A 17,640-nucleotide genomic window follows, 5' to 3' on the forward strand; every position below is an offset into this window, starting at 1 on the left:
CGCCAAGGTCTTCATCGTGGCTACCTTACCTCGAGGCCAACCGCGCGACAGCCATGGGCGCCCGCTTCCTCGCGGTGCGGGGCCGGGTGCAGCGCTCCGGGTCCGTCGTGCACTTGCTGGCGGAGCGGTTGGCCTCGAACACGTCGCGCCAGACGATGACGTTGGCGATGCCGGTCTCGTCCGCGCGGATGGCGGGCAAGCCAGGCGCGGACTCGCGGGTGTTTGTGACTGCCATAGTTGTCCAGGAGGACGTGGACGGGCTTAGCGGCAGGTACGGGGGTCTGGACGGGGTGGACGAGACGGATGAACGCGCCGTGGGGAGTAGGTTGCATGAAGCGGCCGAGCACGTTGCAGTCCAGTGCGTTGAGGGCCGCGAACACGGTCGAGGTGTCGTGCCGAGTATAGTCGTGGGTCTGAGCGGCTCGGTGGCCTGGACCGAGGGGATGGTCGGGGCGGGTGCGCTCCAGGGCCTGGATCTGGCTCTTCTCGTCGATGGACAGCACCACGGGGTGGGCGGGTCGGTGACCCGGTGGGGGCGGATGAGGGCGAGGAGGTAGTGCTTCGGGTCAGGTGGCGCCGGATGGGGGAGTTCCGCCAGGAAGGACTGGATCGGGAGGGCGGGCGGGAGGTGCGAGACCCACCTTCGCGGGCGGGGTCGACGGGCAGGTCGCCATCAATCGCTACATGGCCGGGCACAACCGTAGCCCAAGGCCCGTCAGCTGGACTAAACCCGCCTCTGCAATCTTCGACGCCCTCAGCCGAGCTCCTGAACCATCCGTCTGAGTCAGAGCACTAGGAACATATCGATTGATATGACTGACTTATGATTTAAGCGGAGTCTTATCAGAGCCTTTGCTGATGTGGACGACAGCGAACCGTGGTGGCTACGACCGGAACGTACTGCGGCACGAGAGCGACCTGACGGATGCGGAGGTGAACCTGAGCGCAGGAATCATCGACAGTCAGAGTGTCAAGGGCGTGGAAGAGATGGCGCTCGATCGATCTTCCCGGTTATGATACGGACAAAAAAGAGATGCACGCCTTGGTACATGGGACCGGCGTGCTGGACAGAGACGGCCAAGTCTTCGTGATCGCTACCCAGTTCGGGCTGTACCCCTTCCTGCGCAAGCTTTACACGACGCCGGATACCAAGAACCAGACTTCAAGCCGGACTGTGCCGCGCCTGCAGATGGATCCGAGTGGAGATCGTCAGGCGATCCGATGGCCCCATCAAAGGGCTTCACCGTCCTGCCCAACTGCTGCCAGCACCTCGCCAGGAAATGAAAATACCAGAGGTGAAAGACCTCCGCCTTCCTTTTATTGGACTTTCGTCCATCTTATGATCCAGGATCTATATAAATCCAGAAAATTAGCCTGAAGAGATACTAAGAAGTATCCCAAGCAGAATTTTACGAATTATGGGTTCTGCAAACTCTGGGCAAAATAATATGATACAAATATAGTTTTCCTATAATAGATTAGGATTTGATGATATTCCATTTAATAATCGCTGAAAGAATTTCTGAGCATAGATCAATGTAGCTATTTCTGGGATTTCGCTATTTGGAAACCTAGGAGCCATGGCAATTCTCTGATAATCTTCCTCATTTGACAAGAGAAACCGCATGTATTCAGATAATTCTTGTACCCCAGAGAATTTATCAACCTGAATAAAACACTCACTATTAATATCTTCTAATACACGTTCATTTCCCCAATACAACGGAATACTTGTAGAAAGCAAGGGCTCGATTAATTTTTCGGTGGTGTATCCGTCGTCCTTGGAATTTTCAAATGCTATTGTAAAGTTGAATCCTGATAGAAATTTTGCTTTCCCTTGAAATCCTGCGGGAACGCTGTCGGATGTATTGTGTAAACTGATTCCTGGACAAACAACCTCAAAATACTCCATCATTTCCAATGCAAACTTTTCACGATGCGGCACTTGATGAGAGTACAGAAAGTTGCAATCTCGCCGGTCAGCAATCGGCGGCACTAAATTGTCCTGCGATCTTGCAAGGTCATCTCCCGTCAATCCATTACCTCGTAAAGCAGCGACCCAGTAGGGTAATCTAAGGTGATTAGAGTGCGAGCAATACGAATGAGTGATCGCGTAATCACATAATGCCATATCCGGTAAAACGTTTTCGCCGCTCCAAAACAAATAGGCTTTACCTGGCAATCGCTCTATGGGCGGCATTACATGAAATCGACCAACAGCATAATCTTCCGAACTTGGACCTACTCCTGGAATATCATGCCAGACACTGAACACAACAAGCTCAGCATCGGATTCAGATGTTACCTCGACCATTTCAGAAAGAAATGGAAACAGCTGGAAGAAATAAGAAGAACTAAAGTTTGGAAAAAAATACTTGAATGCAACCTTCGTGCGTTGGGCAGGCGTTGTCATCTGTTTCTCCATACGCAAGCCAGGTATGTCGCCTGCAACGGTGGACCGTTGAGATAGCCGCCCTGAGCGCAGGCTGCAGCCAAAAATTTCGCGTTAGAATACGAAAATTGAATGGCTTTTGGCCGACCTCTGGATAAGCAAGGCACCTCTTGCCAGCCAGCCTCCCAATGTCAAGACCACCTCTTAAGTTTGGTTTGCTCGGCCCAAGCGAATGAAATTCGAACGCCTGCTATTCATCATAGTCACCGCCAAGCGAGTTCCAACGTAAAAAATCGGCGCTAATATATGTCGTTATATATGTCATTGCGAGCAGTAGGAGATCGGAAATTCCTCGTCGAATTTGAGCTGTTGGTCAGCGTAGTGTGGTTGCTTTTATATTATCCTGCCGAGTCGAATCGTAGAACGAGAGGGTGATCGATGTATTCTACGATGAAATTGATCTCTGCGGTCAGCACTGAATGCAAAATAGATCGACCTTAAATTGTCTCGAGATCGTTTCCTTTGTAGACTATTTTAGAACCACCCTAGAAATTTAGATGCATTTCATGACCGTTATAAGTATATAAATTTCGAAAGACGATCTGTTTATCTATTTGTGACATCACGGTCACGGTCAAAAATATCTGGCAAATCTCTATGATTTGATATTTATCTATTGACTAAATCAATTTTATATGAGTATACTACAGTAGTTGTAGTACGTATAGCAGCGCACACATCCTCACTATAGGCGAAACCATGAGTAAGATGATTACAATATGGGGGCACAGTCACATAGCAGCTATTTCTGCAGCATTGCAGTTAGTTGATCAGAAAAACCTTCGCTTACAATACCGGATTAAGAGTGGATTTGATTTCCGTTCTGATGGCTGGATTGTAGAACCAATTGATGGAAATTTCGAGACATATTGGTTAAATACAGAAATCGCGCAATGGCTTCGTAATAACGTAAATGAGGGTATCTTGGTCATTCAGATATCTGGAAGCGATTATCTTCCTTACGGAATTAGTGCGGCGCAGGCATTCGACGTCATTCTACCATTCGATAAGACAATTGATCAGTTGCCTAGTCTAACAATGATTCCGTATTTAGAATTAAAAAGCAAAATTAAAAATGTAATCCGGCATATCTTGCTTGGTATCCCACTTATTAAACAAGAAATTAACGTGCCGGTTATTTATTTAGAAACTCCGCCTCCAATCGGAGACAATGAATATATTCGGGCACACCCTAGCTGGGCTGCAGGGCTTATGAACGAGGGTATCGCAGATCCTCTTGTTCGTTACAAGCTCTGGCGCATACATTCTCAGTTGATCCAAGAAGCATGCGAAAAACATGGAGTCAGATTTATCTCGTTGCCTTCATCAGTTCTTGACGAGAGAGGATTTCTACACCCGTCTGCATACGACGGCGATGTGATGCATGCCAATGCATGGTATGGACACCAATTACTATCCCATCTTGATAGTGTTTTATAGTAATTCTTTGAAAATTACTATTCTAACTTGTTACATAAACATTGCTGAAATCGGTGATGTAGAATCTCTATAGATTAGAAAAAGGAGTAGTCAATTGTCTCATCCATTCAAGAAGGCACCGGACCGTAGTTTTTGGTCGCGCGCCGTCTCAGGACGTAGACTTGGTCCGAAGGATGATATCTCAAGAAGTTCGTTTAAAATTGCCCCATCAGATCGTGTCGCTACTGCTGGGAGTTGTTTCGCACAGCACGTCTCTCGATATCTTTCGACAATCGGTATTCAGCCATTTAGAACTGAAAGGCCACACCAATTAGTGGCAGACCAAGCTGATAGTTATCTTTACAACGTCTATCCTGCACGATTTGGAAACATTTATACTGCTCGGCAGTTAAAACAGTTATTGTTGAGGGCTTATGGTAATTTTAAGCCTGCCGAAAATATCTGGGTTAGTCCTGCTGGTCTTTATACTGACCCTTACCGACCGGGAATTCCAGAGGGATTTACAAGCGAAGAAGAGCTTTTACGAGATCAAGAACAGCATTTTCGATCCGTTCGAAAGATGTTTGAAGATCTTAACGTATTCGTTTTTACTTTGGGACTAACTGAGGGATGGATCTCACGAAAAGATGGAGCATGTTTCCCGTCTTGCCCTGGTACTATGGCCGGCCAGTTTAACGAAGACGAGCATGCCTTTATCAACTTTAGCGTAATAGAGGTTATCGAAGATCTTAAAGATTTCATTGACCGACTAAGAGATATAAATCCGGAGTGTCGCATTATTCTGACGGTTTCACCAGTGGCCCTGGTTGCAACTGCTACCGGCGAGCATGTTCTTGTCGCCAATACTTACTCGAAATCTGTGCTTCGCGTTGCCGCGCAGGAAATCTGTTTAAAATATAACCGAGTCGATTATTTTCCTTCTTTTGAAATCATAAATAATCCTTCAGCGCGTGGAGCTTATTTTACATCCGACAGCCGAGGAGTTACTGATGAAGGCGTGGCAGTTGTTATGTCCACGTTTAGTCACAGCTATGGTTTAGACTCAATCGACTTACCCCTACAAGAAGTACCATTTGGGAGCGATGCCATCAAGGCCCAAGACGAAATCGCGGAGGCCTCTCTTCAGATGAATATTGTTTGTGAGGAACTCAATAACGACTCCAATTTTGACTCAAAACCATAATAACAAGAGTTTTTATGTCGATATGTATCTATGTACAAATGATTGTTGAAAAACGACTCCGCTTGCACCAGTGACCTTGCACCATGGATTCCCCTGGTTGCGAAGCGAGGGCGCTGACTCAGACGGATGATTCAGGGGTACGGTTGAGGGCGTCGAGGATCGCGGCGGCGGGTTTGGTCCAGAGGAAGAGTCGGGCGCTGCGGCGTTTGATGGCAGACCGAAAGTCGGTGTCCGCCGGCCCGCGGTCTGGCGCTGGCCGCAGCGCTTTGCCGAGCCACTTTCTGCACGTTCAGGCGCTCGGCCCAAGGCAGGACGATCCGAATGGACAGGCTGTGCTTGAGAGGGTGGGATCGGTCAGCACCGATCCCAGAGCTGTGACGGCCGGGCGTCATCGCAGCGGACACAACCCCTCCGGTCGGGTCAGTGCAAGAGCGAACGTTTTCGGCCCGATCTACGTGAGCAATCCTGCTCCGGGCTGCTTAGGCAAAGGCTCGAATTCTCCGGCGAAGCCTGTATGGTCGCTTCAGCGCAGACCAGTTGGACGATCTGACTACGGGTTTTGGATCAATAGGGTGGATCTCTGGGACATCGTAAGCTCCTTGGGGGGAACGCACGAAGGGCACTACGAAAGTTAGATGGCATCGGTACTCATGACAGCCTCGCACGAGGCCAAACCCTTCATGCCCCCTCTCGCCCCGCGGAAGATTTGCTGTCCACGAGCCTGGGCCATTCCCTGATGTGTTCGGACATTCTTTCTGCAGAAATGCCCTCAATTTGCATACCTCCCTAAAATATAATAATCTTGGCAAATATAAATCACAGTATTTCAGGGAAGGATTTGCCTATGAGTATCGATAACAAAACCAATAGGTATCAAATCGTATCTGAATTATATAAATCTATCCTTTTTCGAGTTCCCGATCAAAACGAGATTGAACCGCATGTTGCGTTTCTAGATCAGGGGGGAGATTTCTATGAGCTATTTACGTCTATTTTTTACAGTATCGAAGCCGACAATGTCCGCAATAGTCCTGTCCATAGGACAAGTTTCGGTCCTCGCGACTTTATCACATTGCTTTACGAAGCAAAACTTGGAAGATGTCCAAGCGAACAAGAACTTGAATCTTGGCTCGATTCGGAAGGGAACGGTGATAAATTTACAAGCCTATATGACGCGATTTCTCGAAGCTCGGAAGCTGTAATATTTGCGAAAAGCAAAGACAATACCAATTTTATTACTTGCGGTGAGTCCTCTTCTGTTCATGAAGATATGTCGCAAGCAATAAAGAATTTGTATGTCGGCATTCTTAAAAGAACTCCAAAAATTGACGAAGTAAGTGCTTGGGCTAAAGCTATTGATAATGGTATGTCTATCGCCGATGTCATTTCAGAGCTCGTTCATTCCGATGAGGTTAAAATAAATCAGCAAACAAATTCGCTTCTGGATTTTCTATCCGATGGTGTTTTCATACAGAATGTTTATGAGATAATACTGGGTCGCGGAATAAGTAGCTTGGAACTGTCTATTCTAGAACAGAAAATCAGAGCACATGAAATCTCAAGAGACCAGATTGTTAAAAATTGTTTCCTCGAGAAATACAATATTGAAGCTACCAAAGCTCCCTACAACAACCCAAACGAAGTCACAATCCTTGGATCAAGGAGGACATCAAATCTTTCTGATTGGAATTCTCGCAAATCAAATGATTTAGAACAAAAATTCGAGCCCAATTATAATTGTCTCCCACTCAAAGCAAATATAAATCCTCGCGTCAGCGTGATAGTAAGTATGTATAATGGCTTACCATACATGGAAAGCTTTTTGAACAATATGTTAAGTCAGACCATATTCGAAGAATGCGAGATCATCATTATCGACGCGTGCTCACCTCAAGGAGAGTACGATAGTTTCCATCACATAATAGAGAAGCATAAAAACATCAAATATAACAGATTGAAATCACGAATTGGTATTTATGAGGCTTGGAATATAGGGATCGATATCGCGACTGCACCTTATATCACAAATGCAAACTTGGATGACCAAAGACATTCAAAGTCATTTCAAATCCAAGCGTCGATACTTGATAATATCCCGTTCGTAGACGTTGTATATCAGGATTTCTACTATACTTTTGAGCCTAATATAGATTTCAGGACAATTGCTAGGATTGGAATCAAGAGTCATCTTCCGATCATATCGAAAAACAACATCATGTCATTCAATTCACCTCATAATGCGCCTATGTGGCGACGCAATATCCATTTTGACATCGGAATGTTCGATGCGTCGTTCAAGTCCGCGGGAGATTATGATTTCTGGATCAGATGCCTCAACGCTGGTAAGACGTTCTATAAGATCAATGATCCTCACGTCGCTTATTACGTAAATCCTCTCGGGCTTTCTACCAGTCCAGATACCGTTGGCGTCAAAGAAGCAAATGTGATAAGCAAAAGAATGAATAAGCTTATTACATCTGAATATCAGACAATGCCGATAGAAGATTTTATCAAAATCCTTTCGAGAATTTCTGGTTTTGAATTAGATGGATATTCACGGGCTGATCAAAGATATAATTACGCACAAAATGTTATATCTAAGCTTTCGACGAAGTTAAAATGAACAGGAATTGCGAATGATTTTGGTTGTCGACGGGATTGCCTTCCAGTTGGGACATGGAGCCATTGTACGTCTCTGGCAATCACTGCTTCATGACCTTCAGTATAAAAAGGATTTAAAGATTATCGCGCTTGACCGAGGTAATTTACCGAAACTAGATAATGTCTTTGTGATACCTTTCCCGTCTTATACGCACACGATGACAGCAAATGACTCGATTTTGATACAAAAAATATGCGACCTGTATGAAGCAGATATGTTTGTTTCAACTTATTATACATCTCCGTTGACAACGCCGTCAGTCCTGAATTTGTATGATATATCGTCTGAAATATTTCAATTTGATTCGGATTACCGTATCTGGATGGAAAAGACTGTAGCCATTACTTGTGCTCAGCGATATATCTGCATATCTAAAGGTACAAAAGATGATCTACTAAATTCTTATCCGGCAATCGATGCGTCCAAGGTCACATATTCATATTATAGACCTGACATCGATGATTTCTACTGCAACAACAGCAATGGTTTGCATCTATTTTCAAATAATAAGACCGAAAAAAGCTATATCTTAATAAACGAACTGATCATCAATCAAAAATCTCCAATTTTCTATAAAAAATTCTTTGAGGTAATTTCGCACTTGAAGAATTTTGATTTTGACATCATTTGTTGTAATTCAGGCTTGCAGCAAATCGTCGAAGCAAAAGGACTTTTTGAGACGGATACAAATATCAAATTTGTTACTTGTTCAAATAAGGAGCTTGGCGATTATTATAGGGGTGCGTTTGCACTGCTTTGCCATGCCCCATCCGAAGATTATGCTATTTCTATTATTGAAGCTATGGCTTGTGGGTGCCCAATCATATCTTCCGACGCTAGATATATCTCCGAAATTTGCGGAGACGCTGCATATTATCTATCGGATCTTAGCAACAAAGAAATCGAAATCGCTATTCATCGATTGAATGATGAAAAAACGCGTTCCGCAATGAAGAGTTCGGGTTTGATACAGGCACACAAATTCCGAAATGTGGATTTGTCCGACGCATTGATTTCGTTGTTAAATTCCGGACTCATAGACTCTCAAAATGAAAGTAATATCGAATTCAGGAGTATTTTTTCATCGCTCAGAATTATCCAAAGCGATGTCGATACAGACGTATTTGTTGAATAATGTCATTTGACGGCCATTGTCTCATCCCTCCAGGCCGAGGCAATGACCACGGCGCTGATGGAAAGCTTTCACGCCGCAGGCAGCAGGGTCACCGGAAGCCGCACCTGCGTGCGCGGTGCTTCTCCCTCCCGACCGAGCAGCCGGAATCGTCCGCCTGCGGCGCGAACTCGAGGGGCCGGATCGCGGCAGCCGCTCCATCACCCCCGGGCACGCCGAACGGAACGCGAGTTGAACACCGGTCCGTGAAATCGGCGGAGGATCACATCGTAACCCGACAAACCGATGGAGAGGGCTCGTATGACATGGCCTCTCCACCGAAGGCTTACGCCGCGTCGATGATCGTTTGGATCTCGGTCAGGCGCGCCTGGTACCGCCTGCCGATGGCCGCGATGCTGAAGGCATCCTGGACGTTTCGGAACGCCGCGTCCGCGCGCGCCTTCGCCCCCTGGGGGTTTGAATAAACCTCCCGCAGCGCGGAGGCTGCCGAGGCCGTGGACGGGTCCGCCCAGCGGCTCCCACGTTCGACGAAGATGTACTCGTGAGGCATGGGTGCGACCAGTTCGTACTCCACGAGGAACGCGGTCTGGGCCGAACAGAAGTCCATGTTCCCGGAATAGCCGGTGGTCACAACCGGCAGGTTCAACTGCATGGCCTCGATCATGCCGAAACCCCAACCCTCGGAGCGGTGAAGCGAGACGTAGCAATCGCACGCACGCTTGAAGCCGAGCAGGTCACGGTAGCTCAGGGTCTGGTCGATGACGCGGATCCGCGGGTCGCGCGCGAGCACGTCGTCGATCGTCTGCCAGATCCGGACCTGATGCGGATCGCCGACCCGCGTCCGGTTCTGCGTCTTGAGGATCAGCGCGACGTTCTCGCTCGATCCGAGCGGGAAGGCCGCCTGGAACGCCGCCAGGACGCCCAGGGGGTTCTTGCGCTCGACGAAGGAGAACGAGTCGAAGGTCGATAGGAAGACGAAGGCGTCCTCCGCGATCCCCAGCTGCTGGCGCGACAACGGCGCCGCCTCGGGCAAAGGCTCGACGGCCATGCCGACGTTGTGCACGGGGATCTTTGCGAACCGCGAATAGATCTCACGATTGTACTCGGACGACACCCAGATCTCATCGAGCATATCAAGAGCAAGACGATGACACTTCGGTATCTCGTCGAGTTCCCAGAAAAAGTACCCGATATTATAGGATCTGCGATGCACCTCGTGATCGATGAAGGCAAAAGCGAGGGGGATCGACTCGGCGTTCAGGTGGATCAGATTGATCTGACGCGGAACACGCAGAGCTTTCGTCTTGTTCGATGTGGTGAAGCCGATCGGTGCCGGGTTGTCGAGCCCGAAATCATAGACCACGGGGTCCCGTTCGATATGCTTCAGGACGTCCACGGAGAGGCGTGTCGCCTGCCCCAATCCGGAGGTGGCGCGGGTCGGACCGATGATCGCGATGCCCTGCTCGAGACCTCGCGCGATCTGAGGATCACGATGGAGGCTCAAAGCGATGTTTCCCGCATGGGCACTGTTCGTGCTGCGGGTGGAACTCACGAAGGAAAAGCCGGAGGTCTTCAGATGGGCCTCGAGGCGGAGGCGAAGCTCGAGAGCCTCGCGATCCCCGATGGCTTTTGCCAAGATCTGCTCAAAGTTGCTCCTTTCGCCCGGGCGAGCCGACAGCAGTTCCGCCACAGAGGCTCGGGGCAGGAATTGCGCATAGAACGGCGTGTCGACACAACGCAGCATCAGGATGCAGACGAGTACCGCCCGGTCCAGGGCAGCCTCAAGATTGAGTTGTCGAAGGGAATCGTCCAGTTCCCAGGTTCGACGCGCAAAGTAGTTCAGTGGAAACTTACGACCGATGTCGCGATGATCGGTGTAGGTCAGGGCCCTGATCTGTGGGGGCGTAACCAATTCTCCATGGGGCGCGATCTTCGGCGCCCGCTGGATGCACCACCAGTATAGACTCTCGCGCAGGACGCTGTCGTCTTGAAGATTACGATTTAAACCTAGCTCGTTGGTGATGAAGCTGAAAGCCGCTATGCTGACGTCGAGCCCGAGACCGATGATCGGAACAGGTGCATTGAGGAAGTCGATCTGCTGTTTCGAAAGCGGCAGCGGTAAATTTCGGTGCGGACCGTACCCGGCAAGATACCAATGCAGAACCTTGAGACGTTCTGTCAGATTTCCGTTGATCGCAAACGAAAGATCCTGCTTGAACCGATAGAACTCGAACTCCAGATATCGGTTTACTAGACCTTCCGGATCGATATCCGGATTTGCGGCATCGAAAAGCTTTTGTAATTGCGCGCGCGTCCGGTACGCTTTGACGTTCCCGCTCATTGCTTCTTGATTCCTTTGAGCGCGAGAAAGGCGATCAGGGCTTCAGATTTCAGGCATTCCAGAACCTTTTCCTGGCTCGCATGCGTGATGAGCCCGATCATGTCCACCTGAGCCGGAGAACCGGCTAGGTCGAGTCCTGTCGCCACCACTTTGATATGCACGACGTCGCTCAGGTTCGACGTCGTGTTGAACCTCACCTCGAAGCCATGGCGGCCGTCGCCCTTGCCCGCATCGATGAGGTCTTGCCGCTCGATATTGGCGACCGTAACTTCGACCATGCTTCCTGAAGAGACCTGGATGAGCAGCCGGCGTCCGGGCGAAGCGGCGTCATAGGCCCAGCCGGCGACGCGCTCTCCGTCGATCAGGTCGACTTGCCCCTCGATGTCTCCCGGCTTCTCCGTGCCCCAACCAGGAAACTCCGCATCGGACAAGGGGGCATGAGCCGGGTCATTCTCGGCCGAGCCGGGTTGCATCTCGGGATCTTGGGGGGGAGGTACCATGGCTAGCCCTGTTCCGTTATGGCCAAAATTCTGGATCTGGCGTCGTCGAGCACGCTGGTGATCGAGTCGTCCCAAGAGACTTTTGGCCGCCAGCCGATCGCCGCGGTCAGGGCCGACGCATCCCCGCTCGCGGTGGGGATCTCGGACGGCCGCAGGCGGTCCCCGGCGATCCGGACCTGGAAGGGAACCCGCGCCTTCGACGTCAGGTAATCGAGGATGTCGGAGATGGGCCTCGCGAGGCCGGAGGCGATATTGAAGGTCGATCGATCCGGGAGGCCGTCCGACGCCTGCACCAGAGCGACGTAGGCCGCAACCACATCGGAGACGTCGAGGAAGTCGCGCTTGGCCGACAGGTCTCCGACCTCCACGACGGGGGGACTGAGGCCCGCCTCGATGCGCGCGACCTGACCGGCGAAGGATGGAACGACGAAGCGCTCGTCCTGGCCGGGGCCGATGTGGTTGAAGGGCCGGAGCGTCACCAGTTTGACGTCTGCCGACGCGAGTGTATCGACGAGCAAGTCCTCGCCGACGAGCTTCGTGCGGGAATAGGTGTTGGTGGGCCACGGCCGCGTGGTCTCGTCGACGGGCACGCCACAGAGAAAGGCCCGGCCGTAGACCTCTCCCGAGCTGACGAACAGAAACGTCGCGTCCTTCGCATGCGCCGCCACGGCTTCGGCGAGGTTCAGGAGCCCGAGGACGTTGGATCGCCAGGTCTCGACGGCAGATCCGATCGATTGCTGAACGGATGACAGCGCGGCGAGGTGGAGAATGTGCGTGGGGCGGAAATCGGCGATGAAGTTCGCGGTGGCCGAACCGTCAAGGAGATTGATGCGGCACAAGGCAACCTGGGCCTGAGAAGCCGGCGACAGGGAACTGCCGATACCGGCCAGCGCATCGCCCGGGCCGAGGCTCTGCGTGAAGGCGGCCATGGCATGACGCCCGACAAAGCCACCAGCTCCCGTGATGAGAATGCGAGGCACGGCGAGTGAGACAACCTTCTCTGATCAGGGGAGAACACTGCCTCGGCGAGGGTCGAAGCCACCGCTCGCCGTGCGCTGACAGCTGTGGAGCGGGCGCTAGGCCCGGCTCTTGAGCCGCGCGAGGTCCGCGTCGACCATCTCCTGGATCAGAGATTCCAGGCTGATCTCCGTCTTCCAGCCGAACGACGCCTCGGCCTTCGCCGGGTTGCCGAGCAGCACCTCGACCTCGGCCGGACGGAACAGCTTCTCGTCGATGATCAGATGGTCGCCGGACGACAGGCCGACATGCTTGAAGGCGATCTCGCACATGTCGCGCACGGTCACGGTGCGGCCCGTCGCAATGACGTAGTCGTCCGGCACGTCCTGCTGGAGCATCATCCACATGGCGCGGACATAGTCCTTCGCATGACCCCAGTCACGCTTGGCATCGATGTTGCCGAGCCTCAGCTCCTTGGCGAGACCGAGTTTGATCCGGGCCACGCCGTCTGTGACTTTCCGGGTGACGAACTCGACCCCACGGAGCGGGCTCTCGTGATTGAACAGGATCCCGTTCGATGCGTGCAGCCCGAAGCTCTCACGATAGTTGATGGTCATCCAATGGGCGTAGAGCTTGGCCACGCCGTAGGGAGAACGCGGATAGAAGGGCGTCGTCTCGCTCTGCACCTGCTCCTGAATCAGGCCGAACATCTCGGACGACGACGCCTGATAGTAGCGCGCATCGGGACGCAAGGTGCGCATGCATTCGAGAAGATTGACCGCTCCAATGCCTGTGACCTGTCCGGTCAGGATAGGCTGCTGCCACGACGCCGTCACGAAGGATTGAGCCGCGAGGTTGTAGATCTCGTCGGGCTGCACATCTTGAACAATGCGGGCAAGACTTGACAGATCGATCAAATTTCCATCAAACAGTGTTACTTGATCGGCAATGCCGAGCCACTTGAGGCGGTGATCGAAAACACCGGCATGGCTTGATCGGCGTACGACACCTGCGACTTCGTACCCCTTGTTCAGTAGCAACTGAGCAAGATAGGCGCCATCTTGTCCTGTGATGCCAGTGATAAGTGCGCGCTTGCTGCTCATATATAGCTCCGAAAGCGTCAATGTCTATTTGATAGGGATGAGGCTAAATTCATATATTCGCTATTGTCGCACCTTGTGACGCGACAGGCGCGTTAAGTCAATCCATGCAGAATTCAAAAAGTAACCACTCTGCTCCATGATGGCAGGGTTCAGGCGTCGACAGTTTCGAGGATGGCGCCAAGGCGGCACGCGCCTATGCCAACTCGGACAGTTCGTCTAATCCTGACGGTAACGACCGGGGCTGGTTGCGATTGTCCAGGACGTCTCTCGGGGGCATGTGGAGACCATGACGTCCGATCCTCGGTCGAGGGATCTGTCGCAAACGCGATCGGACCGACGTCGACTATACGGGCCGCATGGCGCCGCCTGAAACGGTAAGCCGCCCATCATCCTGTCCGCCATCGCCGCCAAGCCGCTCCAGTTCGATCCGACTCATATCCTGCGGCAGCGAAGCAGTCGGCGCCCCTGCGCAGCCATGCCTCGCGTTTGGAGAAGGCCATCCCGATGGGGGTGAAGTCCGGCCTGTCGGGCAGGAGGAACAGGAGCCCCACGCCTCGATCGCGGCCCCTTCTGGCTGCCGAGGCTGTCCATGCCGACGATGTCACCGGGAATGAGTCCGGGCATCAGAACGCGCTCGACGTAAGTCCCGAAGGCCGCGCGGTTGATCGGCCTGTCGAGCACGACGGGCACAGGGCCGCCACCAGGGTCGTGGGGCTCGCCGTGGGGAGCTCGTCCGCGCCGGCGGGCCATGTTGGCCGACGGAACACAGGGCGCACGGCCTTACGGGCGAACCGCCATCGTCCCGGTCGTCTCGTGAGCGCGGCTACCCGATCGAGGTCGCGATGCCGCCCCCCAAGCGCACCGCCGCTCGCCGACCACGAGGTCGTTGCGCCGGCGCCCTCAACCCGCTCGTTACGCTCGAAAACATCGATCGGCCCCGAGAGAACGACGTCGGACGCCGAAGGTGAGCGGCTTGTTTTACAATCCGAACTCATGCTCCAGTTGCTTTTCAATAACCGTTACATCGATGATGATCCTATTCCCCATATGAGGCGAGTGATCGCCTGTCACACAGATGTCAATATCTGGCTCTTGATCACAATCACCGGGAACAAATAGATTTACGCCGTTCGAACCGATGAGAACTCGAGAAAACTGATCATTGCCAATACTGATTGATGCCTCGAAAGGCGCTTTCAGTCGATCATTGATCGTTACTCTATATAGACGAAAATCCTCTTCGATAGATTTCCGTAATCTGATGCTGACGACATCACCTTCCACATTTACCGAAGAGACAAGTCCGTGGTGCAGCGTCTCACTCGACAAGAACTTCAAACCAAGTTCATCTGAGTCAAAAGCATATTCCCGATCGAATCCGACCTGATCTATTTCAATCCCTGCTTGACTGATGATCTTATCAAGATCGCTATGGTACTGCTGGATATCAAGCAAGTTTTCCGCAAGCAATTGTACCTTGCTTCTCACCATTTCGCGATATTGAGAGTCTTCAATGACGCGTCTGAGTTCTGTAGCGAATTCGACGTCGCTGTCAGCAAGATTCAAAAAATCGGCAGCTCTCGGCATTCCAGCAAAAGCTTTACGAGTCGCAACAACAGCAGAATGAGCCAGTACTGCGTCTAAACTTTTAATCGGAAGACCGGTCCCCTCGACGATAGGCAAGATTACAGCAGAAGCATGCTGCAATATCGGCAGCAGATGCGGGATGCGGCCGAAAAATTCGACGCCTGGAATCCCTTCGGGATAGGACTCGCCAATCGAGCCAAAGACGATAAATTCAAAAGCATTCTCAGAAAAATGCCTGACTAAAACTTCGCGTATGAACCAGTCTAAGGAGATTAAGTTCGAGAGGTGAGAAGACCCTCCCACAAAAACGATCCTGGGAACCGAACCGTTATCGTCCATGAATTGACTGAGCCGTTCGCGCTTTTCAGCGGGCACGGAATGAAAATTCTCCAACTTAAGCCTACTCATGTTGCTATGGTAAGTTTCTTTCTTTTGATAAGAACAAACAGGAAATGTCGTTATATTATTGCGAGACGACGGATTTTCTTGTTCGAATAGAACTTTTTCCGCTTCGTTGATGAAAATTATGCCGTCCGCACGCTTCATCCAAGCGAGTTCTGTATCCAACTCATTGTTTCCGCTCTGCTTTACACCAGATTCGATATCATACTGATGCGATCGCACGTCGAGTGAATCAAGAATGACCTTGCTGCCATTCGTTAAGCTAGCGAATGGCATATTGAACGCATAGTTGATCAGACTAAAGCAAACAGATGCGTTCGCGATAATCCTTGCCAGCAAATTGGGAACATTCGAGTCCAGCAACCACCGCGCCTCTTGGGCAAAGGATGGGACATTATGTCCTTCAGCGACGTGACTCGATTGCTCATTCAAACCGATCGAAAGCTCTCTTTGAAGATGGAAAGTGAAAAACGTGCTGTGATCGGAGGTACCATTAAATAATTTCTTGTAAAAATCTACTTCAGCCTCATTCGAAGACTCGGATGTGCCGACGACGATATCGATCACCCGAAATCCCCGGCTGACAAGATAATCCGTGTGGGCCCGGAAGACGTGTGATCCACCTTGGCCGAACCAATTCGGGAAAACGTGAAGGACTGTTTTTGGAACAGGCGATCGATCGCGCAGATCATATAGCTGAAGAATTTTTGATATAACCTCAGTCGGTTTACATGAGCGAGACCACTGCAACGAAGCTCTATATGATTCTGATTTCAATTGATCTTGATTTTGAAAAGCAAAAATAAATTGCTCGGAAACCGGTTTCTTATCGTCCCACGTCACCATGCCTGGCAGATCGGCTTCTTGTTCCATGGAAGTTCCGCGACGAACAAGGAAAGGCTTCGCTGACAGCACGGCATCATTAAAAACTGCTGACCCACGCAGTCCATATGATGCTGGATCGTGTAGCAGCACTATAAAGTCGGAGTATTCTATAAGATCTCTGTACTTTTCTGGCGAGAGGTGCGATTTGTGATATACGACTTTAGTCGATCCACCAATTGTATCTATTTCACTGTTGACTGAACTTACAAAGCTTTTTTCGGCTGGATCTATGGCGTTGGTGGCACATTGAACATTCAGCTCCACAGCTGTAAAAGCACTTAGATTATTCAGTCCTTTAAGGATCTGGGGAAGTAAATCGTAACCTTTCTCACGTCTTGCTTCACCTAAGAAAGTCACTTTAAACGGTTCGTTTTTAGCCGACGCTTTTCTTGCTGGTCCTGTCTGCGTCGCAAAGGCCGTGGCATGATGGAGCTGCGTAACAGGTAGACCGAGCCATCCGGAAAGGTACGACTCCATTGCCCGGGTCTCCGAGCAGAGAATTATCTTTCGCCCGACAAACCCTGAGTTCCGGAGTTTCTTGTACAACTGATCGATATACCATGCAGGGTAAGGGAACCCGCTCGGATCTGCCGCATACATAACTCTCACGAGAAAGCACGGTGTCTCTTCCTCCGGCTCTGCGAGCAGATAATCAATGATGTCGTTCAGCATACTCAGACTAGCAGAATGAAAAAACACCACCGTGCTGTTGCTGAATCGCGGCGAAATCGAAATCAAATCCCTGCTCAGAGTGGATATTGTTGGTCCCATGGCAGGACTCGCGGAGCGTCTCAGCCACCGAGGAGGGTCGTACGGTGAAAACGTAAAAGCTGGAATGGTCGGTAGACCGTAGTTGGATTCCCGGAAAAGCCGATGCGTCAGGATATGACACTCGATCCCCAGTTCGAGCGCACCATGACAAAGGTTGTTCGACAGGTCGGCGTTATGTCCGCGCGGTGACATAAAGCCGGGATCGGCAATGAACAAACGCTTCAT

11 protein-coding genes and 1 pseudogene are annotated in these 17,640 nt (G+C 51.0%); 6 read left to right on the plus strand and 6 right to left on the minus strand.

Annotated elements, in window-relative coordinates:
* Window positions 1-557, plus strand: a pseudogene (locus MKK58_RS27085) (hypothetical protein); the annotation flags it as partial.
* A 301-nt stretch (window positions 558-858) separates the two neighbouring features.
* The gene (locus MKK58_RS03225) at window positions 859-1,017 is read left to right on the plus strand and encodes a hypothetical protein (protein WP_243910728.1); all 159 of its coding nucleotides are present in this window, start codon (window positions 859-861) and stop codon (window positions 1,015-1,017) included.
* A 451-nt stretch (window positions 1,018-1,468) separates the two neighbouring features.
* Here MKK58_RS03225 and MKK58_RS03230 read toward each other — a convergent pair whose 3' ends face one another.
* A complete protein-coding gene (locus tag MKK58_RS03230; RefSeq protein ID WP_243910729.1) occupies window positions 1,469-2,413 on the minus strand; it encodes a glycosyltransferase family 10 domain-containing protein in 945 nt (314 codons plus the stop codon).
* Between the two features lie 738 nt (window positions 2,414-3,151).
* On the opposite strand from MKK58_RS03230, the gene MKK58_RS03235 reads away from it, so the two are divergent.
* From MKK58_RS03235 to MKK58_RS03250, 4 genes are all read left to right on the plus strand, one after another.
* Window positions 3,152-3,892 (plus strand): hypothetical protein, encoded by a 741-nt coding sequence (locus tag MKK58_RS03235; protein WP_243910730.1) that lies wholly within the window; start codon window positions 3,152-3,154, stop codon window positions 3,890-3,892.
* 94 nt (window positions 3,893-3,986) lie between these two features.
* Window positions 3,987-5,075: a GSCFA domain-containing protein gene (locus tag MKK58_RS03240; RefSeq protein WP_243910731.1), complete on the plus strand. Its 1,089-nt coding sequence runs from the start codon at window positions 3,987-3,989 to the stop codon at window positions 5,073-5,075.
* Window positions 5,076-5,919: 844 nt separating this feature from the next.
* Window positions 5,920-7,698, plus strand: a complete 1,779-nt coding sequence (locus tag MKK58_RS03245; protein ID WP_243910732.1) for a DUF4214 domain-containing protein — start codon at window positions 5,920-5,922, stop codon at window positions 7,696-7,698.
* A 13-nt stretch (window positions 7,699-7,711) separates the two neighbouring features.
* Window positions 7,712-8,872 (plus strand): glycosyltransferase, encoded by a 1,161-nt coding sequence (locus MKK58_RS03250; protein ID WP_243910733.1) that lies wholly within the window; start codon window positions 7,712-7,714, stop codon window positions 8,870-8,872.
* A 322-nt stretch (window positions 8,873-9,194) separates the two neighbouring features.
* On the opposite strand, the gene MKK58_RS03255 is transcribed toward MKK58_RS03250, so the two are convergent.
* The 5 genes from MKK58_RS03255 to MKK58_RS03280 all read right to left on the minus strand — a co-directional run bounded on the left by MKK58_RS03255 (window position 9,195) and on the right by MKK58_RS03280 (window position 17,640).
* Window positions 9,195-11,210 (minus strand): glycosyltransferase, encoded by a 2,016-nt coding sequence (locus tag MKK58_RS03255; protein ID WP_243910734.1) that lies wholly within the window; start codon window positions 11,208-11,210, stop codon window positions 9,195-9,197.
* A complete protein-coding gene (locus MKK58_RS03260; protein WP_243910735.1) occupies window positions 11,207-11,683 on the minus strand; it encodes a hypothetical protein in 477 nt (158 codons plus the stop codon). Before MKK58_RS03260 ends, MKK58_RS03255 begins: the two co-directional genes overlap by 4 nt.
* Before the next feature lie 29 nt (window positions 11,684-11,712).
* Complete coding sequence (locus MKK58_RS03265; RefSeq protein ID WP_313899265.1) at window positions 11,713-12,690, minus strand: GDP-mannose 4,6-dehydratase; 978 nt, start codon at window positions 12,688-12,690, stop codon at window positions 11,713-11,715.
* Between the two features lie 96 nt (window positions 12,691-12,786).
* Window positions 12,787-13,770 carry a GDP-mannose 4,6-dehydratase gene (gmd, locus tag MKK58_RS03270; RefSeq protein WP_243910737.1) on the minus strand — a complete coding sequence of 328 codons (984 nt, stop codon included), beginning with the start codon at window positions 13,768-13,770 and terminating at the stop codon, window positions 12,787-12,789.
* Between the two features lie 978 nt (window positions 13,771-14,748).
* Entirely contained in the window at window positions 14,749-17,640 is a 2,892-nt protein-coding gene (locus MKK58_RS03280) for a glycosyltransferase (protein ID WP_243910738.1), read from the minus strand.

Origin of the sequence: Methylobacterium sp. J-078, from assembly GCF_022829285.1 — a bacterium.
Lineage (GTDB): Bacteria > Pseudomonadota > Alphaproteobacteria > Rhizobiales > Beijerinckiaceae > Methylobacterium.